The sequence below is a fragment of the Streptacidiphilus sp. EB129 genome (genome assembly GCF_041262645.1).
In the GTDB taxonomy this organism is placed as follows: Bacteria; Actinomycetota; Actinomycetes; order Streptomycetales; family Streptomycetaceae; genus Streptacidiphilus.
Genome location: NZ_JBGCCS010000007.1, coordinates 284,411 through 304,161 on the forward strand (window position 1 = coordinate 284,411; position 19,751 = coordinate 304,161).

Annotated in this window: 17 protein-coding genes and 1 pseudogene; 5 read left to right on the forward strand and 13 right to left on the reverse strand. The window is 72.0% G+C overall.

What is annotated here, in order from left to right; genetic code table 11:
* Nucleotides 1-137: 137 nt before the first annotated feature.
* From mycP to ABH925_RS12110, 6 genes are all read right to left on the reverse strand, one after another.
* Nucleotides 138-1,358 carry a type VII secretion-associated serine protease mycosin gene (gene mycP / locus ABH925_RS12085; protein WP_370147401.1) on the reverse strand — a complete coding sequence of 407 codons (1,221 nt, stop codon included), beginning with the start codon at nt 1,356-1,358 and terminating at the stop codon, nt 138-140.
* Between the two features lie 41 nt (nt 1,359-1,399).
* Nucleotides 1,400-2,890, reverse strand: a complete 1,491-nt coding sequence (locus ABH925_RS12090) for a WXG100 family type VII secretion target (protein ID WP_370147402.1) — start codon at nt 2,888-2,890, stop codon at nt 1,400-1,402.
* Between the two features lie 34 nt (nt 2,891-2,924).
* Nucleotides 2,925-3,416, reverse strand: coding sequence for a hypothetical protein (locus ABH925_RS12095; RefSeq protein ID WP_370147403.1), 492 nt, complete (start codon nt 3,414-3,416; stop codon nt 2,925-2,927).
* 72 nt (nt 3,417-3,488) lie between these two features.
* Complete coding sequence (locus ABH925_RS12100) at nt 3,489-5,009, reverse strand: alpha/beta hydrolase (RefSeq protein ID WP_370147404.1); 1,521 nt, start codon at nt 5,007-5,009, stop codon at nt 3,489-3,491.
* Nucleotides 5,006-5,344 carry a hypothetical protein gene (locus ABH925_RS12105; RefSeq protein ID WP_370147405.1) on the reverse strand — a complete coding sequence of 113 codons (339 nt, stop codon included), beginning with the start codon at nt 5,342-5,344 and terminating at the stop codon, nt 5,006-5,008. The genes ABH925_RS12100 and ABH925_RS12105 overlap by 4 nt, the downstream gene beginning before the upstream one ends.
* A 132-nt stretch (nt 5,345-5,476) precedes the next feature.
* Entirely contained in the window at nt 5,477-7,270 is a 1,794-nt protein-coding gene (locus ABH925_RS12110) for an ABC-F family ATP-binding cassette domain-containing protein (RefSeq protein ID WP_370147407.1), read from the reverse strand.
* Nucleotides 7,271-7,479: 209 nt separating this feature from the next.
* On the opposite strand from ABH925_RS12110, the gene ABH925_RS12115 reads away from it, so the two are divergent.
* Genes ABH925_RS12115 through ABH925_RS12130 form a run of 4 tightly spaced genes read left to right on the forward strand, consistent with a single transcriptional unit; the run spans nt 7,480 to nt 10,325 of the window.
* Nucleotides 7,480-8,295 (forward strand): hypothetical protein, encoded by an 816-nt coding sequence (locus tag ABH925_RS12115; protein ID WP_370147408.1) that lies wholly within the window; start codon nt 7,480-7,482, stop codon nt 8,293-8,295.
* Complete coding sequence (locus ABH925_RS12120; protein ID WP_370147409.1) at nt 8,292-9,263, forward strand: hypothetical protein; 972 nt, start codon at nt 8,292-8,294, stop codon at nt 9,261-9,263. The genes ABH925_RS12115 and ABH925_RS12120 overlap by 4 nt, the downstream gene beginning before the upstream one ends.
* Nucleotides 9,254-9,790 carry a hypothetical protein gene (locus ABH925_RS12125; RefSeq protein ID WP_370147410.1) on the forward strand — a complete coding sequence of 179 codons (537 nt, stop codon included), beginning with the start codon at nt 9,254-9,256 and terminating at the stop codon, nt 9,788-9,790. Before ABH925_RS12120 ends, ABH925_RS12125 begins: the two co-directional genes overlap by 10 nt.
* A gap of 4 nt (nt 9,791-9,794) precedes the next feature.
* Entirely contained in the window at nt 9,795-10,325 is a 531-nt protein-coding gene (locus tag ABH925_RS12130; RefSeq protein WP_370147411.1) for an SUKH-4 family immunity protein, read from the forward strand.
* A gap of 21 nt (nt 10,326-10,346) precedes the next feature.
* On the opposite strand, the gene ABH925_RS12135 is transcribed toward ABH925_RS12130, so the two are convergent.
* From ABH925_RS12135 to rsmI, 7 genes and pseudogenes are all read right to left on the reverse strand, one after another.
* Nucleotides 10,347-11,267 (reverse strand): 4-(cytidine 5'-diphospho)-2-C-methyl-D-erythritol kinase, encoded by a 921-nt coding sequence (locus ABH925_RS12135; RefSeq protein ID WP_370147412.1) that lies wholly within the window; start codon nt 11,265-11,267, stop codon nt 10,347-10,349.
* Nucleotides 11,268-11,320: 53 nt separating this feature from the next.
* Nucleotides 11,321-12,163, reverse strand: coding sequence for a 16S rRNA (adenine(1518)-N(6)/adenine(1519)-N(6))-dimethyltransferase RsmA (gene rsmA, locus ABH925_RS12140; protein ID WP_370147452.1), 843 nt, complete (start codon nt 12,161-12,163; stop codon nt 11,321-11,323).
* Nucleotides 12,164-12,313: 150 nt separating this feature from the next.
* Nucleotides 12,314-12,553, reverse strand: a pseudogene (locus tag ABH925_RS12145) (transglycosylase family protein); the annotation flags it as partial.
* A 569-nt stretch (nt 12,554-13,122) separates the two neighbouring features.
* Nucleotides 13,123-14,019 (reverse strand): TatD family hydrolase, encoded by an 897-nt coding sequence (locus ABH925_RS12150; protein ID WP_370147414.1) that lies wholly within the window; start codon nt 14,017-14,019, stop codon nt 13,123-13,125.
* Between the two features lie 4 nt (nt 14,020-14,023).
* A complete protein-coding gene (gene metG / locus ABH925_RS12155; RefSeq protein ID WP_370147415.1) occupies nt 14,024-15,646 on the reverse strand; it encodes a methionine--tRNA ligase in 1,623 nt (540 codons plus the stop codon).
* Between the two features lie 133 nt (nt 15,647-15,779).
* Nucleotides 15,780-16,391: a hypothetical protein gene (locus ABH925_RS12160; protein ID WP_370147416.1), complete on the reverse strand. Its 612-nt coding sequence runs from the start codon at nt 16,389-16,391 to the stop codon at nt 15,780-15,782.
* Between the two features lie 247 nt (nt 16,392-16,638).
* Nucleotides 16,639-17,508 carry a 16S rRNA (cytidine(1402)-2'-O)-methyltransferase gene (gene rsmI, locus ABH925_RS12165; RefSeq protein WP_370147417.1) on the reverse strand — a complete coding sequence of 290 codons (870 nt, stop codon included), beginning with the start codon at nt 17,506-17,508 and terminating at the stop codon, nt 16,639-16,641.
* Nucleotides 17,509-17,712: 204 nt separating this feature from the next.
* Between rsmI and ABH925_RS12170 the strand changes: the two genes are divergently transcribed.
* Nucleotides 17,713-19,608 carry a dolichyl-phosphate-mannose--protein mannosyltransferase gene (locus ABH925_RS12170; RefSeq protein ID WP_370147418.1) on the forward strand — a complete coding sequence of 632 codons (1,896 nt, stop codon included), beginning with the start codon at nt 17,713-17,715 and terminating at the stop codon, nt 19,606-19,608.
* Nucleotides 19,609-19,751: the final 143 nt, after the last annotated feature.

A 19,751-nucleotide genomic window follows, 5' to 3' on the forward strand; every position in this document is an offset into this window, starting at 1 on the left:
GACTCCGCACGGGAACTACCAATGCGCCCGGAGTTGATCGACTCGACTGTATGTTCATCGTCAACTTACGTCAAGTTGTGCCTACTTGTATCCATATCGCCAGGAGCAGCCGGCCCGCAGGGGGGCGTGCGCGACGGTTACGGGCGGGTGCGGCGGCGGATCACAACGAAGGCGCCGACTGCTCCGGCGAGGACGACCACGGCCGCGCCGAGAGCGATCCAGAGGACGGAACCGCCGCTGCTACTCGCGGTCGACTGCTTCGCGGTCTGGGGCGCCGTCGTCGGGTTCGTGGTCCCGCCGGGGGTCGCGGCCGGGGAAGGGGTCGCGGCGGCAGGCAGCAGTGGATTGACATCGGCGGCGCCGGGGTCGCCCGGGTTGGCCAGCGCCTCCCGGGGCCGGACGATGCCGAAGCCAAAGTACGGGTCACGCGCACCGGGGTTGCCGCCGGAGCTGGCGGTGTCGATGAGCACCCGGATCACCTGGTTCGCGGTCCAGTCCGGGTGGACCGACCAGACCAGCGCCGCCGAAGCGGACGTCAGCGCGGTGGCGTCACTGGTGCCGTGGGCCCAGCAGTAGCCGGAGGGGCCGACGCAGGCCCGGTACATGTTGTCGCCCGGAGCCGTGAAGGCAACCTGGGCGCCGTGCTCGGACTCCGCCGTCGTCCGGCCGTCCTGGCCGGTGGCCGCGACGCCGACCACGCCGGGGAAGGCCGCCGGGTACTCGACTGGGTCGCCGTGCTGGCCGTCGTTTCCGACAGCGGCAATCACCAGCTTCCCCTTGCCGAGGGCGTAGTCGACGGCCGCGTGCACATTGGCCTCATTCTCCTGCTGCCCCATGGAGATGCTGATGATCCTGGCGTCGCTGTCCGCAGCCGCGCGGATGGCCGAGGTCAGTTGCGCCGCCAGGTCGGCGGCGAAGGCGTCCTCGGTACTCCCCTTCCCGACCACGCGGAGCGGGAGGATGGTGGCGTCCGGCGCGAGTCCGTACATACCCTTGCCGCCGAAGCCCCGGCCTGAGCCGACGATGAAGCTGGCCATGCCGGTGCCGTGCCCGTCGGCGTCGGTGTCGGCGCCACCGCTGAGGGCGGAGAAGTTCTGGCCCGGCAGGACCTTGCCGACCAGGTCCGGGTGGTTCGCGTCGACGCCGCTGTCGATCACGGCAACGGTGACGCCCTTGCCGGTGGACAGCTTCCAGATCTGGTCCGGTGCGTGCATGGAGTCCAGCCACCACTCCAGCGCACGCACCGAAGTAATCGGGGTATCCGCGGTGGCCACCGGGGACGTTCCGGCGAGCAGAGCACTCGCCGCACTCAGCGCTGCCGCCGCGTGCAGCAGCGCTCGTCCAGCGAACCGTGCCATGGTGCTCTCCTCGCCTGTGCGTCCGACCGTCGGTCGAAGCGCTATTGGATCACCGCAGGGTTGACCCGACTCTCGTCGTCGATCCACCCCGCCTCGTCCGCGACCAGGTAGGACGCGCGACGGCGGTTCCGGTTGCGGCCTCGTCCCTGTCCGCCGATGCCACCGCTGCCCATCGGCATCATCCCGCTACCTGCGGTGGTCTCCGCTGTCGGGGTACCCCGCTCGGCAGCCGCCTCTGCGACCAGACCGGCCCTGGCGGTCGACGAGCCGGAACCCTCGCCCGCGACCGCGCCGGACCCGCCCGCGAAACCGCTCCCACCCTCGCCCACGGCGCCGGCACCGAGACCGCTTCCGCGCCGACCAGCCGGAGACGCGGCGGGACCTGGCTCTCCACCGTGAATACCGGTCCCACCGGCGCCGGGCTTCGGCTTCGAACCGAGGGACACCCCGGTGGCGCCGCCGCCGACCGGGTGCAAGCCGACCGTCACACCGCCTGCGCCGCCACCGGTACCGTCGGAGGTTCCGCCGATGGGGCCACTGGCCCCGGAGGTCCCGCCGACCGGGGAGGTCGGAGAGGTCGGAGGCTGAAAGCCCTGGAGTGTCGTAGTCCCGCCACCGGAGGGGCTGCTGCCACCCGACCCGGGGTTAGGCGCGTGCACTGGCGTGACCGGCGTCTCGCTGCCCCCCTGGCCGGTCGTACCGGAGCCACCGGCCGAGGTCCTGACGCCCGAGGTCTTCCGAACCTTCACAGTTCCCCCACCGGAGGATCCCGTGCGCGACGTGCCACCTCCGGCCAGGGTGACGTTCCCGCTCCCGTCATAACTTCCAGAGCCCCTCGGCGGCATCAGGTCGCCAGGCGTCGGCGGGAAGTTGGGGACCGTACTGACCATCATGGTCTGCTGGGCACCATAGTAGGAGCCGCCCAGCTTCTCCATCTGGCCGATGGCCTCCTGGTGGGCCGCATCCAGCTTCAACTGCGCCTGATAGGCCGCCTGCTGGGTGACCTGGCCGCCGCCCAGCGGGGCCGACCCCGTGCTGAACAGGGGTGTTTGGCTGCCAGGCAGCTGGCCCGGGGTGTTGGTGGAGAACAGCAGCGGCTGGGCGACCTTCATGGTGCCGTCCTGACCCCGGACCATCTGCGCGCCGAGCTGGCAACTGTAGGCGTCCACGACCGACTGGGGCCCGGCCGGGATCTCCGGCAGCTTCGTGGAGCTGAGGGTCTCCCCGGCCATCATGATCGAAGTGCTGGTGTTGCTGGTGTAGATAGCCAGGGTGTCCGTCGCCGAGACGACCTGCTGACCCCAGGCGCGGAAGGAGTCACCGGCCGCGCTGGTCCACTGCAGGCCGTTGATGTGCGTCAGCAGGTCGTCGGCGAGCGTCTGCATCTGAGTGCCCGCGTCGGCCAGCGCATTGCCGACCGCGAGCACCGCCTGCGGGTCGGCACCGGCCACCATGGTGAGCAGCTTGGCGTGCGGGATCTTCTCGAAGTCGGTGGTGGCGCTCCAGGAGTCGCCTCCGTCGGACGGTCGCATGTGTCGGCTCCCCCGCCGTCGTGGTCGGTCGGAATCAGTAGGGGCGGGCGACGGGCGACGGGCCCGGCCGCGCGGTCTGGTCGCCGGTCGGCTGAGTGTCCGTCGACTGGCTTCCCTGGTTCTGCCTGGCTGCGTCGAGCTGCTGCTGCACCGTCACATAGCCCTGGCCGGGGGGCAGTGCGTTCGCCTGCGTCCGGCCCTGGATGTCCCACAGCGTGGAGACCTGGTCGGCCTCGACGTTCTGGTAGCCCACCTCGGAGACCTTGATGGTGATGCTCATCGCGTTGATCTGGTCGCTCAGGGTCTGCGACAGACTCTGCAGTTGCTGGTGCACCTGCTGGTAGGTGCCCACCAGGTCGGTTATCTCGCCGAAGCCGGATCCGAGGTGCGCAGACTCCAGCTGCTGGCCCGAAATCTGCTTGGTCGACGCCGGGCCCGCGTCCAAGGATGAGAGCAGGCCGTCCACCCGGTCGCGGAACGCCGTCAGGGTGTCTACCTCGACCTGAATGTTCGCGCTGTCCACCATGTCTTCCCCCGAGTCACATGTACCCGCCGCCATCACGAGCAGTTCCACGTTACCGCACGGCTCTGACACAGCTCAGGGCCCTTGCCGACCTGTGATGACGGCGGCGACCGCGGCGAGCGAGCGGCTGCCCGGGTCGAGGTAGTGCGAGTGGGCGGCCCCGAAGCCGCCTGGGGGGCCGTCGTCGGCCGGGAGGCGTCGGGCACCGAAGGCGGGGGCGGCCGGATCGGCGCCGAACCAGGTCAGATGACCCCGGTCCGCGCGCAGTTGCAGCAGCCCGAGCGGGGACTGGCCGGTGCCCGCCAGCAGCGCGGCCGCAGCCACCGACGGGGCCGGCAGCCGGGTCACCGGGTCGTGCGGCGCGGCGCCGACCCAGACATGGCCGTCACGGACGCCGAGTCGGGAGGCGTGGTCGGCGCCGGTGCCGGGGCTGCCGATCAGCACCAGTTCGTCGGCCGGGACGCCGCCGGGGCGCTGCGCGGCCAGGCCGACGAGCAACGAGCCGTAGCTGTGGCCGAGTGCGGTGATGTGCGGCGGCACGCCGGTGCGATGGGTGCTACGCAGCGCGCCGAGGAAGCGCTCGAAGTCGACCGCCCCGGCTGCGGCGCGGGTGGTGCGGGCGGCATCCGGGACGGTGCCCGGCGGATCGTATCCGAGCCAGACCAGAGCCGCCGTGCCCGGGCCGGAGGCCTGCTGGACGGCAAGGGCGCGGTCGGCCTCCTTCCCAGCGGCGTCGGCGAGGCGGGTGCCCATGCCCGGGACGTAGGCACAGATGTGCGTCGCGGTGTCCGGGTCACCGAAGGAGAGCACGGCTCGGCCCTGGCCCGCCGTGCCGAGGGCCAGCAGCAGGACGGGCGGACTGCCACCATCAGCCTCGCGCCGTAGCCGGTCGCGGAGCGCGAGCAGCGCCTCCGGCCGGTCCGAGTCCGCCACCAGCCGGTCCAGCAGCAGGCGGTTGGCCTGGTCGCGGACGGCGCAGGGCACTCCGTCGAGCGAGCCGACCAGCTGCGGCTGGTCCCTGACCAGCATCCGCCGGGCATCCGGGCCGAGCCGCCGCCACCAGTCGTGGACCAGACCGGGGTTGCTGCCCGGAGGCGGGAGAGCGGCCGCCAGCCGTGCGGTGACCTGGCGCAGCCTGGCATCGGCGGCCGGCAGGTCGGGGCCGTCGGGGTCGGCGGCCTGCGCGACCGACAGGGCCAGCTCGGCTGCCAGCCACTGGTCCGTCCGGTCGGCGGCGGCGCGGACCCGGTCGATCGCGGTGGCGGCGCTGGGGGCGAGCACGCCGGCGCCGGGCCTTTCCGCGTCAAGCAACTCGCCCAGCTCGGAGCGGTGCTGCCGGAATTCCTCGGCGGCCTGCCCCAGCAGCGAGCCCAGAGCCCGCAACTGCAGGTGCGCGGCGGTGAGCCGACCGCGCTGCCGGGCCAGTGCCAGCCCGGCTCGAGCGGCAGCGGCACCGCTCCAGCGCGCCCGGTACGCGGACCGTGCCGAAGCCAGGTTGTCGGCCAGCGCCCCGCAAGCCTCCGACACGTCGTCAATGAGCAGACCGGCAGCGGCGAGCGACCCCGCCTCGGGGATCAGCGTGAACAGCTCCGTCATGCCCAGCGCCCGGCCCGCAGTTCGGGACGCAGCCCGGCCGACAGCATCCCGGCACAGCTCTCCGCCTCCGCCGCACGGTAGTTGCCTGCGGTGACGAGCAGTCGATCCGCGTAGTCGTCCAGGTCGGTGCCCAGTGCGGCGAGCCACTGGCCCCAGGCGCCGACGCAGCTTCGCAGCGCGGCGGAGCTGCGCGAGCCGAGGGCGGCCACCTCGACACCCGACACCAGCCGGGCCAGCCGGGCGGCCTCCGCCGCTGCCGCGTACAGGGCGGCGGCCTCGTGATCCAGCGCCTCGGGCTCGACCGCCAGTTCGGTGCCGTCTGCTTCGTTCCCCATGACATAGCCTCCCCAGTGACTCGATGTCACCGGGGAGGCTATTCGGCTATCAAATCGTGAACGGCCCTATTCCCGCAGACGGTCACACAAAGGGATGGTTCCTCGCCGCGTGGAGGCTTCAGACACCCCGGCTCAGACGTCCTCGGCGAGCTCCAGCCACTCCAGTTCCAGCTCGTCGCGCTCCTCCTTGAGCGCCCGCAGCCGGCCGTCCAGTTCGGCGACCTTGCCGAAGTCGGCGGCGTGCTCGGCCAGCTGCGTGTGCAGCTTGGCCTCCTCCTTGTCCAGCTTCTGGATCTGCCGCTCGAGGCGCTGGAGTTCCTTCTTCGCCGTCCGGGTGTCGCCGGTCTTCCTCGGCGGCGCGGCCACCGCAACGGCGGACGCGGCGCGCTCCTCCATGGCGTGCCGGCGCTCCAGGTACTCGTCGATGCCCCTGGGCAGGTTCCGCAGGGTGCGGTCGCCGAGCAGGGCGTAGACGGCGTCGGTGGTGCGCTCGATGAAGTAGCGGTCGTGGCTGACGATCACCAGCGAGCCGGGCCAGCCGTCGAGCAGGTCCTCCAGCTGGCTCAGGGTCTCGATGTCCAGGTCGTTGGTGGGCTCGTCCATGAACAGCACGTTGGGCTCGTCCATCAGCAGCCGCAGCAGCTGCAGCCGGCGCCGCTCACCACCGGAGAGGTCCCCGACCGGCGTCCACTGCTTCTCCTTGCCGAAGCCGAAGGTCTCGCAGAGCTGACTGGCCGACATCTCCCGGCCCTTGCCCAGGTCGACCCGGCCGCGCACCTGCTCCACCGACTCCAGCACCCGCAGTGTGGGCGGGAGTTCGGTGACCTCCTGGGACAGGTAGGCCAGTTTCACGGTCTTGCCGACGACGACCCGGCCGTCGGCCGGCTGGGTGTCGCCGTCGCTGGCCCAGGCCGACTGCATGGCACGCATCAGCGAGGTCTTGCCGGCTCCGTTGACGCCGACCAGGCCGATCCGGTCGCCGGGGCCGAGGTTCCAGGTGAGGTGCTCCAGCAGCACCTTCGGCCCGGCCTGGACGGTGACGTCGGTGAGCTCGAAGACGGTCCTGCCGAGGCGCGAGTTGGCGAACTTCATCAGCTCGGCCCGGTCCCGGGGCTCGGGGACGTCGGCGATCAGCTCGTTGGCCGCCTCGACCCGGAACCGCGGCTTGGAGGTACGGGCCGGGGCGCCCCGGCGCAGCCAGGCGAGCTCCTTGCGGACCAGGTTCTGCCGCTTGGCCTCCTCGGTGGAGGCGATCCGCATCCGCTCCGCGCGGGCGAAGACGTAGTCCGAGTAGCCGCCCTCGTACTCGTGCACGGTGCCGTCCTGGACGTCCCACATCCGGGTGCAGACCTGGTCCAGGAACCAGCGGTCGTGGGTGACCACGACCAGCGCGGAGCGGCGCACCCGCAGGTGGCCGGCCAGCCAGGCGATGCCCTCGACGTCGAGGTGGTTGGTGGGCTCGTCCAGGACCAGCAGGTCGGGCTCGGCGATGAGCAGCTTCGCCAGCGCGATCCGGCGGCGCTCGCCACCGGACAGCGGGCCGATCACGGTGTCCAGGCCCTGCTCGAAGCCGGGCAGGTCGAGGCCGCCGAAGAGGCCGGTCAGCACGTCGCGGACCTTGGCGTTGCCGGCCCACTCGTGGTCGTCCATGTCCCGGATGACCTCGTGCCGGATGGTGGCCTGCGGGTCGAGCGAGTCGCTCTGGGTGAGCGCGCCCACCTGCAGCCCGCCGACGTGGGTGACCCGGCCGGAGTCGGCGTCCTCCAGCTTGGCCATGATCCGGGTGAGAGTGGTCTTGCCGTCGCCGTTGCGGCCGACGACCCCGATCCGGTCCCCCTCGCTGACCCCGACGGACACGCCGTCGAGGACGGCGCGCGTGCCGTACACCTTGGTGACGGCTTCGACGGTGACGAGGTTGACTGCCACGGGTGCTGCGCTCCTGCGGGGGCTGGGGGACGTGCGGGTGTCATGCGGTACGGACCTCCACCAGCCTAGTCGGCCGTCGACCGTCGGCGATCCGAGGTTTCGACGGGCGAGTGAGCGGCATCGGGATCCAATTCCTCATATCATCGCCATCGGCGCGACGTGATGGGTACACGGGGAGACGGGACCGGGGGTACGGGGGTGGGCTGCCGATGAGCATCAATCTGCCGGGCGAGCTGGTCTGGGTGCTGAGCCTGATCGGGGTGAACTGGCCCGACGTCGACGAGGACAAACTCCGCGCGACCGGCGACCAGTTCCGCAAGTACGCCGACTCGGTCGAGGCCGCCCGCCAGAGCGGGGACACCCACATCGCCGCGGTCGCCGACCAGAACGAGGGCCAGGCCGCCGAAGCGCTGATCGGCAAGTGGGCCAACCGCTCCAGTCCCAACATCGCCAAGCTGCACACCATCTGCTACGACTTCGCGGACGCCCTGGACATCGGGGCGGCGGCGGTGGAGACCGCCAAGTACGCCGTCATCGGCCAGCTCACCGCGCTCGCGTTCGAACTCGCGGTCGACGAGGCCGGGGCGATCGAGACCTTCGGTCTGACCGAGGCCGCCGCCGCGGCGGAGATCGCCGGCACCAGAACGGTGATCAAGGACCTGCTCAAGGCGCTGGAGAAGCAGCTGATCGACCAGGTGCTCCAGGAGGCCAAGGCGGCGGTGATCGCCGGGGTCGAGGGCATGGTCAACGAACTGGTCTTCGAGGCCACCGAGGACGCGCTCGGCACCGGCAGCGGGATCCACGCCGGCGACATCCTCAACGCCGGGAAGTCCGCCACGGTCGACTCCGCCAAGCAGAGCGTCGCCTCCTACACCACCGCCGGCGGGCTGGCCCAGCACGCCGAGCAGGCAGGCGAGGGGGCGGTCAGCGCCACCAAGGACAAGTACAGCCAGGCCGGCTCCGAGCAGGGCGGGTCGTCGTCAGCCTCGTCGTCCGGATCGCAGTCCCAGGAGACCCCGGCATGAGCAGTAGTGGGCACACCCGCACGCATCCGGACCACCTGGACGAGCAGGCCTCGCACATGCACCAGGCCGCAAGCGACGTCGAGGGCGCCGCCGGCGAGTTCGACGCCCACATAGCCGGGGCCGACTACGGCGGCGGCGACACGGCCCAGTTCGTCCACGGCATCGTCACCGGCGTCGGCGGCGCGGTCGGCGGCGGCCCCGAGGGCGCCGGCGGCAAGGTCGCCCAGCACAAGCACCAGTACGCCGACAACATGAGCACGCACGCGGCGAACTCCCGCCAGAACGAGGCCGACACCGCTGCGGCGATCGACGCCATCGCCAAGGCCAGGACGCCGGAAGCCGTCGTCGCGGCGGCCGAGCAGCATCTGCAACAGAAGCTCGCCGCAGAGGCCGCCCGACGCGAGCAGCCCGGCGAACTCCCCGGCGGTCCGCCCGGCGCGCCCAAGCCGAGCGCGCTGGACGGCATGATCAACAACATGGTCGACCGGTCCCGCGACGTAGCGGGCACCCATCCCAACAACGGACCGAACCCCGACCTGCCCACCCACACCGTCACGGTGCAGTGGAAGCCGGGGATGCCGAAGGTCCAGTTCGCTCGCAAGGCTCTCGCGCTGCGCCGACTCGGCAACGAGGGCGCCCTCTTCAAGGCCAGGGAACCGAAGGCCCGGACCGCGGCCGGTGAACCGGACGCCCGCGACAAGAAGATCACCGCGGACTACAAGGGGGCGCTGATCAACATCATCCACGCGAACGCGAACCCGGAACTCGCCGATCAGAGCGCCGCCCTGGCCAGGTCCATGCAGCCCGACCATGTCTCCGAACTCCAGCTCGGCGGCGCCGACTCCTGGCGTAATCTGAGGATGCTGCACGGGAAGACCAACCACGACGTAGGAACAGCACAGATACGGCCGTCAATCGCGCAGCTTCCCGAAGGAACGCCGATAAAGGTGAAGATAAAATGGTGGTGAGACTGACCGACCTTGAATCCATCATCGAGGAGCTCCGTGCCGCGCTTTCCGAACGCCCGGACTTCTACAATGTGAGCATCCCCCGCGGTGCGGCGCCTGAGTCGGTGCCGGCCGGAACGCCTTCGGGCTACGCCCGGCTCCTATCACTCACCGACGGGCCGACGTGCGGGACGTCGCTCACGTTCTGGAGTGCGGCGGACGTTGCGGAGCAGCAGTACTTCACAGAGCCGATCGAGGGCTCGACGCTTCCCCTCGACCCGGCCGAGTACTTCTGCTGCGGCCTGGTCGAACCCGACCCGCTGTTCATTCGCAGAAGCGACCAGTCCGTCTGGCACATCCCGGACCAGGGAATCGAGTGGCAGGATTCCAGCGTCTTCGAGAAGGCCGCGGACAGCATCGAGGAATTCTTTGTCCAGACGGTCGCCGGTCCTGCCTACGCGGATTTCGTGGGGCTGGACGAGCCCATGAGGGACCCCGACAGGCTATTCGACGAGTGGTACATTCTGCTCCAGTCGATCGGAAGATGAGGACATGGCCACCACTCAGGAACTCACCGAGCTGTTCGGGGCGGACCGCATCGCCCGCGTCGACCGCGAGGAGTGCCTTCGCTTCGGTGTGCCCGAGGCGGCGGTGACCGCACTGTCGGAGACGGGTGTCCCGGCGTTCGTCGACGTCCTGTTCACGCTGACCGTCCAGGGCGAGCCCGTCGCCTTCGATCTGCTTCCGGTGGAGGTCGGAGCGGAGCAGGTCAAGGTGCTGGTCCTCGGCGGACCCACCGACGACCCCGGGCTGCGCTACTGCCTGGACCTGGAGCGAGGCGTCGTGATCCTGCTCGCGCTGGGCGCTGAACCCCAGGCCGAGATCGTCAACAGCTCCCTGGAGACCTTCGTCGAATTCCTGTACCGCATGGGGCTGCGCGGTGCGCACACCGCCCAGGCCGATGCTCCGCAGCAACATGAGTACTACCAGAAGCTGGCCGACTACCTGCGGGCCGTCGATCCCGTCGCCTTCGCCGAGCCCGACAGCTGGTGGTCCGCGGTGTTCGAGCAGCTGACTGCCTGACAGGCGGCCGCCGACGCCGCGTCAGCGCATCAGCGCGGCGCCGGGGACCGGGCCCTCGGCGACGTGGGCGGTTCGGCAGACGGTGGAGGACCGCAGGGCCGCGGCGATGGCCCGCGCGGTGGCGGCGTCCTTGGCCAGGAAGGCGCAGGTGGGGCCGGAGCCGGAGACCAGGGTGCCGATCGCGCCCGCGTCCGCGCCGGCCCGCAGCGTCTCGGCCAGGCCGGGGCGGAGCGAGAGCGCCGCGGCCTGCAGGTCGTTGCTGAGCGCGGCGCCGAGCGCACCGGCGTCTCCCGTACGCAGGGCCTCCAGCAGCGCCTGGTCGGCGGCCGGAACCGGTACGTCGGCCTCGGCCGAGCCGCCAGCCAGGTCCCGGAGGCGGTCGCACTCCCCGTACACGGACGGGGTGGACAGGCCGCCGTCGGCGACCGCGAACACCCAGTGGAAGGTTCCGCCGACCGGTACCGGCGTCAGCAGCTCGCCCCGGCCCTCGCCCAGGGCGACGCCGCCGAGCAGGCTGAACGGGACGTCGCTGCCCAGCTCGGCGGCGAGCCCGGCCAGCTCGGCCGGGCTGCTGCCGGTACCCCAGAGGGCATCGCAGCCGACCAGCGCGGCGGCGGCGTCCGCACTGCCGCCGGCCATGCCACCGGCCACCGGGATGCCCTTGTCGATGTGGATGTGCACGTCCGCGGCGACCCCGTGGCGGGCGCCCAGCAGTAGCGCCGCCCTGGCGGCGAGGTTGCTGGAGTCGGCCGGGACGTGCGCGGCGTCGGCGCCCTCGACGGTGACCGTCAGCCGGTCGGCCGGGCTGACGGTGACCTCGTCGTAGAGGCCCACGGCGAAGAACACCGAGGCCAGGCCGTGGAAGCCGTCCGCGCGACGGCCGCCGACGGCGAGCTGGACATTGACCTTGGCCGGGACTCGGACGGTGACGGACGACGGCACGGCGTTACTACTCCCTCACGCGGTGGACAGCACATCTTTCAACAGCCGAGCACTCATTCTGCCGCAGGCTTCGCTTCCGCGATGGCGGCGAACTGCTCGACCGTCAGCGTCTCGCCGCGCAGCCGGAAGTCGATCCCGGCCGCGGTCAGCGCCTGCTCGGCCGCGGCCGCGGAGCCGGCCCAGCCGGCCAGCGCGGCCCTCAGGGTCTTCCGGCGCTGCGCGAAGGCGGCGTCCACCACGGCGAACACCTCCTGGCGGCTGGCCGTGGTCTTCGGCGGGTCACGGCGGACCAGCGACACCAGCCCGGAGTCGACGTTCGGCGCGGGCCAGAAGACGTTGCGGCCGATGGCACCGGCCCGCTTCACCTCGGCGTACCAGTTGGCCTTCACCGAGGGGACGCCGTAGACCTTGTTGCCGGGTCCGGCCGCGAGCCGGTCGGCGACCTCGGACTGCACCATGACCAGGGTGCGCTCGATGCTGGGGAAGGTCTCCAGCATGTGCAGCAGTACCGGCACGGCGACGTTGTAGGGCAGGTTCGCGACCAGCGCGGTGGGGGCGGGGCCGGGCAGTTCGGCGACGGCCATGGCGTCGTCGTGCACCAGCGCGAAGCGGTCGACCCGGTCCGGCATCCGGGCCGCGACGGTGGTCGGCAGGTGCCGGGCGAGCAGCGCGTCGATCTCCACGGCGGTGACCCGGTCGGCGACCTCCAGCAGCCCGAGGGTGAGCGAGCCCAGGCCGGGGCCGACCTCCACCACCACGTCCTCGGGGCCGACGCCGGCCGCGCGGACGATCCGGCGCACGGTGTTGGCGTCGATGACGAAGTTCTGCCCACGCTGCTTGGTCGGCCGGACCCCGAGGGCCGCGGCCAGACCGCGGATGTCGGCGGGGCCGAGCAGCGGGCCGTCGGTCGGCGCGGCGAGGCCGGTCGGCGCGGGGAGCTGGGCCGGCTCCGGGGTCGTCTCGGGGACCTCGGCCGTCTCGGGGGGACGGGTCGCCTCGGGGGGCTCGGTCGCAGGGTCTTCGGGGCTGGTGCTCACCGGCTAAGACTATCCGCCGGCGCGGTGTCCGCAGGTGGGCCAGGGAGAGGCGCCCCGCATGCGGTAAAGGGTGCGGGCACGGGCGGTCTGCTCGACGGCCGGGGCGTCCTGCGGGCGGCCGGAGCCGCCGAGGCGGTGCCAGGTGCCGGAGTCGAACTGGTACAGGCCGCCGTACCTGCCGCTGGGGTCGACCGCGTGCGGGTTGCCGCCCGCCTCGCAGCGGGCCAGTGCGGACCAGTTCAGCTCACCGGTGCCGTGGTGGATGACCGCGAGCGCGGCACCGGCCTGGTCCGGCTCGGGCACGGCGCGGCGGTGCCGCCCGGTCGGCACATGGCTGATCGGGCGCCGGGTCGGGGTCATCGACCGGGACGAGGCCGACTCGGCCGCCCGCCTCACGCCGGTCCCGGCCGACCGCACCCCGGCCGCCGACGCGGCGTCAGGAACCGCGCCGGGGACTCCGCCCGGAACCGCGTCGGGGCGGCTGTCCGAGGCCGGGTCGGCGTCCAGCCGGACCCGCTGCGGCATGCCGTCGGTCTCCAGGTGGGTGTGCCGCTGCTGGCTGACGAAGGCCCCGGTGCCGCCGACCAGCAGCGCCAGCACCAGTGCCCTGGGCAGGGTGCGACGCGCATCTGCTGAAACGTTCATCCGAAGCCCTTCGCCGTCCACCGCGCCGACTGCCACCGCGCTCTGCTGTCTGTGGAACGGTCAACGACCGGTGGCACCCCGGGACACGTCGCCGGGACCCCGGCTGACCCGGACGGCCCACCGCCGACGGCCCGCCGGGAGGCGTCTCAGCGGCCGAAGGCGCGGGCGGCGCCTCAGTAGCCGAAGGCGCGGGAGGTGTTGGCCGCGATCGCGGTGGCCATCGCGTCCTCGTCCAGGCCGCGGACGACGGCCATGGCGCGCACGGTGACCGGGATCAGGTACGGAGCGTTGGGGCGGCCCCGGTAGGGGGCCGGAGTGAGGAACGGCGCGTCCGTCTCGACCAGGATCCGGTCCAGCGGGGCGAGCGCGAGCGCCTCGCGCAGGTGCTGGTTGGCCGGGAAGGTGACCGGCCCGGCGAAGGACAGGTAGTAACCGGCCTCCGCGCAGACCTTGGCCATCTCGGCGTCGCCCGAGTAGCAGTGGAAGACGGTGCGCTCCGGCGCCCCCTCCTCGCGCAGGATCCGCAGCACGTCGTCGTGGGCGTCCCGGTCGTGGATCACCAGGGCCTTGCCGTGCTTCTTGGCCAGCGCGATGTGGCGGCGGAAGGACTCCTGCTGGACCTCCACCCCCTCGGGCCCGGTGCGGAAGTAGTCCAGGCCGGTCTCGCCCACGCCGCGGACCTGGGGCAGCGCGGCCAGCGCGTCGATCTCGGCCATCGCCTCGTCGAGGGCCGCCGTCCCCCCCGGCTCGCGCCGCTGACCGGACCAGCCGTCGGGGTCGCCCAGGACCAGCCGCGGCGCCTCGTTGGGGTGCAGCGAGACCGTCGCGTGGACCTGCTCGTAGCGGGCGGCGAGTTCGGCGGCCCAGCGCGAACCGGGCAGGTCGCAGCCCACCTGGACCACGGTGCCGACGCCGACCGAGGCGGCCTTGGCCAGGATCTCGGCCGGGTCGGCGTCCTGCATGTCCAGGTGGGTGTGCGAGTCGGCCACCGCGACCCGGAGCGGCTCCGGGACCGGCGGAGCCGCCTTCCGGTCGTCCTGCGACTTCTTCGATCTCTCCGACTTCGCCATCGGTTCAGCCGGCCTTCGGCGCTTCCGGCTTCTTCTCCTCCAGGCGGGGGAAGAGGATCTCGCCCTTGGTCACCGTCACGCCGACCGGCAGCACACCCCAGGCCGCCGCGTCGGCAGTCTTCTGGTCCGCGAGCGCGCCGAGCACGGCCTCCGCGCCCAGCGAGTCCCAGAGCAGACCGGAGACCCGCGGCATCACCGGGTTGAGCAGCACCGCGATCCCGCGCAGCGACTCGGCCGCCGCGTACAGGATGGTGGCGAGCCGCGCCTGGCCCTCCGCCGAATCGTCCTTGGCGACCTTCCAGGGCTCCTGCTCGGTGAGGTAGCCGTTGACCTGCTTGACGAACTCGAAGATCGCCGCGATGCCGCCGGCGAAGTCCAGCTGCTCGCCGATCCGGTCGTCCGCCTCGGCGACGGCCTTCGCCAGACCGTCCGCCAGCGCCGCCTCCGCCGGGCCGCTCGCGGTGGCCGCCGGGAGGGTGCCGCCGAAGTACTTGCCCACCATGGCCGCGACCCGCGAGGCGAGGTTGCCGAAGTCGTTGGCCAGCTCCGAGGTGTAGCGGGCGGAGAAGTCCTCCCAGGAGAACGAGCCGTCGGTGCCGAACGGGATCGCCCGCAAGAAGTAGTAGCGGTACGCGTCCACGCCGAAGTGGTCGGTCAGCTGCTGCGGGGAGATGCCGGTCAGGTTGGACTTGCTCATCTTCTCGCCGCCGACCATCAGCCAGCCGTTGGCGGCGACCTTGCGCGGCAGCGGCAGGCCGTTCGCCATCAGCAGGGCCGGCCAGATGACCGCGTGGAAGCGCAGGATGTCCTTGCCAACCAGGTGCACGTCGGCGGGGAAGGTCTGGCCGAACTTCGCCTGGTCGGAACCGTAGCCGACCGCGGTGGCGTAGTTCAGCAGCGCGTCGATCCAGACGTAGATGACGTGCTTGGGGTCCCAGGGGATCTGCACGCCCCAGTCGAAGGTGGACCGGGAGATGGAGAGGTCCTCCAGGCCCTGCTCGACGAAGCGCAGCACCTCGTTGCGGGCCGACTCGGGCTGGATGAAGCCCGGGTTGGCCGCGTAGTACTCCAGCAGCCGGGGGCCGTAGGCGGAGAGCTTGAAGAAGTAGTTCTCCTCCTTGAGCATCTCCACCGGGGTCTTGTGGATCGGGCAGAGCTTGGCGCCGTCCGGGCCGTCGAGCAGGTCGCCCGGGCTCTTGTACTCCTCGCAGCCGATGCAGTACGGGCCCTCGTAGCCGCCCTGGTAGATCTCGCCCTTGTCGTACAGGTCCTGCACGAACTCCTGGACCCGCGCGGTGTGCCGGTCCTCGGTGGTCCGGATGAAGTCGTCGTTGGCGATCTCCAGATGCTGCCAGAGCGGCTTCCAGGCCTCCTCCACCAACTGGTCGCACCACTGCTGCGGGGTGACGCCGTGGGCCTCGGCAGTACGCATGATCTTCTGGCCGTGCTCGTCCGTGCCGGTCAGGAACCACACCTTCTCGCCGCGCTGGCGGTGCCAGCGGGTGAGCACATCGCCGGCCACGGTCGTGTAGGCGTGGCCGAGGTGAGGGCGATCGTTGACGTAGTAGATCGGCGTGGTGACGTAGTACGCCTTCGCCCCGGTGGTCTGTTCAGTAGTGGCCGCCATGGTCCGAAATCCTATCGGCCGGAGGCCGGGCTTCCGAACCGATTACCGACCGTGACCGGTCGCTCTCCGGTGCGGACTCCGGCGATCACTCCGGCGGGGGCCATGGCGGCCATCCGTGCGACCACCGGTCCGGCTACCCCTCGGGGGTGCTGTGGTGGTGGCGGCGCAGCCGCAGGTGGAACGGCAGATGCAGCCGCCGGCGCTCGCGGCGCTCCGGGCGCGGCGCGGGGGCGACGGGGGCGGGCTCGGGCCCGGACTCCCGCTCGGCCCGGGACCCGGATCCGGTCTCGGCCCCGGGCTCGGATCGCGGCTCGGACGCGGGCTCTGTCACGGCCGGGATCCTGGCCATGAACGCGGCCTCGGCGGCGTTCCGGCGGTCGTCCTCGGCCGTCGGGTGCAAGGGGAGGTGCCAGGCGGCGGCGGCCTCGGCCACCCGGCCGGCGCGCATGATCCGTACGTGCTCGCCACCGCAGCCGGGGCAGGACGGCTTGGTGAGCGGCGAGGGGACCGGGACGCCGTTGGCCCGGTAGTACGTGCCGGAACGACCCTGCGCGTCCTTGCGGTGTCCGATCTCGTACTCCTGCTCCCAGCCGTACCCGCAGTTGAGGCAGGCGAACGCGTAGGCCTCGTGGGCCTGCGTTCCGGCGGCGGCCGTCGGCGCGGCGGGCGGTGCGGGCGCCGTGGGTTCGACCGGGGCCGTGGGGCGGAGCGCGGTGGTGGCGGGGTCTGCGGCGAATTCGCTCATGACGTTCTCCCGATGCCCCGCGGACGTTCGTCCGCGTGGGGTCTTCCTTCGGTCCAGAATTACCCCGCCGGATGTCGGGGGATTCAGTCGGGACGAATTCTTGGACCAGAGTTTGGAGTTCTTGACGCAGCGACTACCTGATCAGGGGCGGAGCTTGGGCGGTGGTGGGACCGGCGCTCACGCTGCGCGCGCTGCTCGCCACCCTACGCCCCTCCCGCACGCCCCTCCACCCCTGGCAATCCGCTGGTCAGCCCGCGTTTTTCGCCGCCACCACGGCGTCGAACACCTCGCGCTTGGGCACCCCGGTTTCGGCCGCCACGGCGGCGATGGCCTCCTTGCGCCGCTCCCCCGCCTCCTCCCGCACCGCGACCCGCCGGGCCAGCTCCACGGCGTCCAGCGCGGACGGGTCGGCCGGCGGGGCGCCCTGCACCACCACGGTGATCTCGCCGCGCACGCCGTCCGCCGACCACACCGCGAGCTCGGCCAGCGGGCCGCGCCTGACCTCCTCGTAGGTCTTGGTCAGCTCCCGGCAGACGGCCGCCGGCCGGTCCCCGCCGAAGGCCTCGGCCATGGCCAGCAGCGAGTCCTCGATCCGGTGCGGGGACTCGAAGAAGACCATGGTGCGCGGCTCGGCCGCGAGGTCGCGCAGCCGCGAGCCGCGCTCGCCGCCCTTGCGCGGCAGGAAGCCCTCGAAGCAGAAGCGGTCCACCGGCAGTCCGGACAGCGCCAGCGCGGTGAGCACCGCCGAGGGACCGGGGACCGCGGTGATCCGCACCCCCCGCTCCACGGCGGCGGCGACCAGCCGGTATCCGGGATCGGACACCGAGGGCATCCCGGCGTCGGTCACCAGCAGCACCCGTGCGCCGCCGAGCAGCGCCTCGACCAGCTCGGGGGTCCGGCCCACCTCGTTGCCCTCGAAGTAGGAGACCACCCGCCCCTTGGGGGTCACTCCGAGCGCGTTCGCCAGCCGCCACATCCGCCGGGTGTCCTCGGCGGCCACGACATCGGCGGCGAGCAGCTCCTCGGCCAGCCGCGGCGGCGCGTCGGCGACGTCCCCGATCGGGGTTCCCGCAAGCACCAGTAGTCCGCTGCCCAGTAGTCCGCTGTCCGCCGTCACTGCCGCTCCACCTGCATCGTCGTCCGTCCCGTCGCGCGTCGGCGCGCAGTGCTCCAGCGTAGTCGCCGGTGCCTCCAGGGAGCGCAAAGTGACTGGTCAGGCCCCGCCCGGCGGAGCCACGCGCAGGCCGGGACCGCCCTGCGGGGCCGGCCTGGATGGTCAGGTCGGCGTACCGCTGACAGGTCCCGCCCCTACGATGCTCGCGTGAGTGCTGACAGGGCGACAGGGACAGTGCCGGACGACGAGCTGGCGGGCGGACTCGAGGACGGGGCCGCGGCCGGACTCGGGCACGGAGCCGGGGCCGTAGCCGCTGGCGTCCGCCCGCGGCGACCGCTGAGCGCCTGGCAGCGGCGGCTCGGCCTGCTCGGCTACCGCCCGCAGCAGCGCGGGTCGCTGCGCGACCGCCTGGTGCCGCCGATGCCGGACGGGCGGCAAGCGCGCCCCGGCGCCGCCGAGGACGCGGCCGAGCGCTCGTCCAGGGTGCTGGCACGGCTGGGCGTCCGGCTGCCGGCCGGGCTGCTGCTGTGGCTGTGCCGCTGGTCCGGGTGGCTGGGGCCGCTCGCGGTCACCCTGTTCGGCGCGGTCCTGGTCTTCACCCACCTGGGCACCCCGCACGACATCATCTTCGACGAGACCTACTACGCCAAGGACTCCTGGGCGCTGTGGCACTACGGGTTCGAGGTGAACTGGCCCGACAACGTGAACTCGGTGATCCTGTCCACGCCGAACCATCTGCCGGCGCCCACCGGTCCCGAGTTCATCGCCCACCCGCCGGCCGGCAAGTGGGTGCTGGGCATCGGCGAGATGCTGTTCGGCCTCAACCCGGTCGGCTGGCGCTTCATGGTCGCGCTGCTCGGCTCGATCGCGGTGCTGATCCTGTGCCGGACCGGGCGCAGGCTCTTCCGTTCCACGCTGCTGGGCTGCGTCGCCGGGCTGCTGATGTGCGTGGACGGGCTGCACCTGGTGATGAGCCGCACCGGGCTGCTGGACCAGATGGTGATGTTCTGGGCGCTGTCCGCCTTCGGGCTGCTGGTGCTGGACCGCGACCGGAGCCGGGCCCGGCTGGCCGACGCGGTCGGTGCCACCGTCGACACCCCCGACGCCGCGCCGGACCACACGCAGGCGTCGAAGGCCCGGCTGGGCTGGCGCCCGCTGCGGATCCTGGCCGGGGTCTGCCTGGGCCTGTGCTGCGCCACCAAGTGGAACGGCCTGGACTTCCTGGCCGCCTTCGGGGTGCTGACGGTGCTGTGGGACGCGGCCGCGCGGAAGACGGCCGGCTCCCGGCACCCGTACCTGTCCGCGCTGAAGCGCGACACCCTGCCCGCCGTGCTGTCCATCGTGGTGGTCGGCTTCCTCACCTACCTGGCCTCCTGGTCCGGCTGGCTGTTCAGCAACGCCAAGGTCGGCGGCACCTACGGCGCCTACGACCGGCACTGGGCCGACGGCCGGGCCGGTCTCTCGGCGGCGAACTGGGGCCCGATCCCGCTGCCGCAGGTGAACATGACCTGGGTGCCGGCGCCGCTGCGCAGCCTGTGGCACTACCACTCGGAGATCTGGAACTTCAACACCACCCTGAGCACCCCGCACCTGTACATGTCCAACCCGTGGAGCTGGATGGTCCAGGGCCGGCCGGTGTCGTTCTACTACCCGCCGCACATCGCGCCGTCGAAGTGCGGCGCGGCGTCCTGCAGCAGCGAGGTGCTGGCGATGGGCACGCCGCTGCTCTGGTGGGCGGCCTGCTTCGCGGTGCTGTACGCGCTGTACCGGTGGATCCTGGTCAGGGACTGGCGCGCGGCGGCGATCTGCTGCGGCATCGCCGCCGGGTACCTGCCGTGGTTCCAGTGGCAGCACCGGACCATCTTCGTCTTCTACTCGGTCGACTTCGAGCCGTTCCTCTGCCTGGCGCTGGCGCTGATGGTGGGCGGGATGCTCGGACGGGCGACGGCCTCACGGGACCGGCGGGTGGCCGGGGTGATCGGCGCCGGGCTGCTGGTCGTCGCGATCATGGCGACCTTCCTCTACTTCCTGCCGCTCTACACCGCGCAGATCATCCCGTACTCGGAGTGGCAGGCCCGGATGTGGTGGCCCACCTGGATCTGAGGCCGATCCGCCGGTCACGGTTGCCTCACCGGTGTGACACGGTCCCGACATTCCCGTGGGGATCCAGACGTCGCACACGTACGATCCGCCGGAGGACACGGTGCCCGGACCACCCGGGCGCGGTCGACGACGGGGGAATCCGA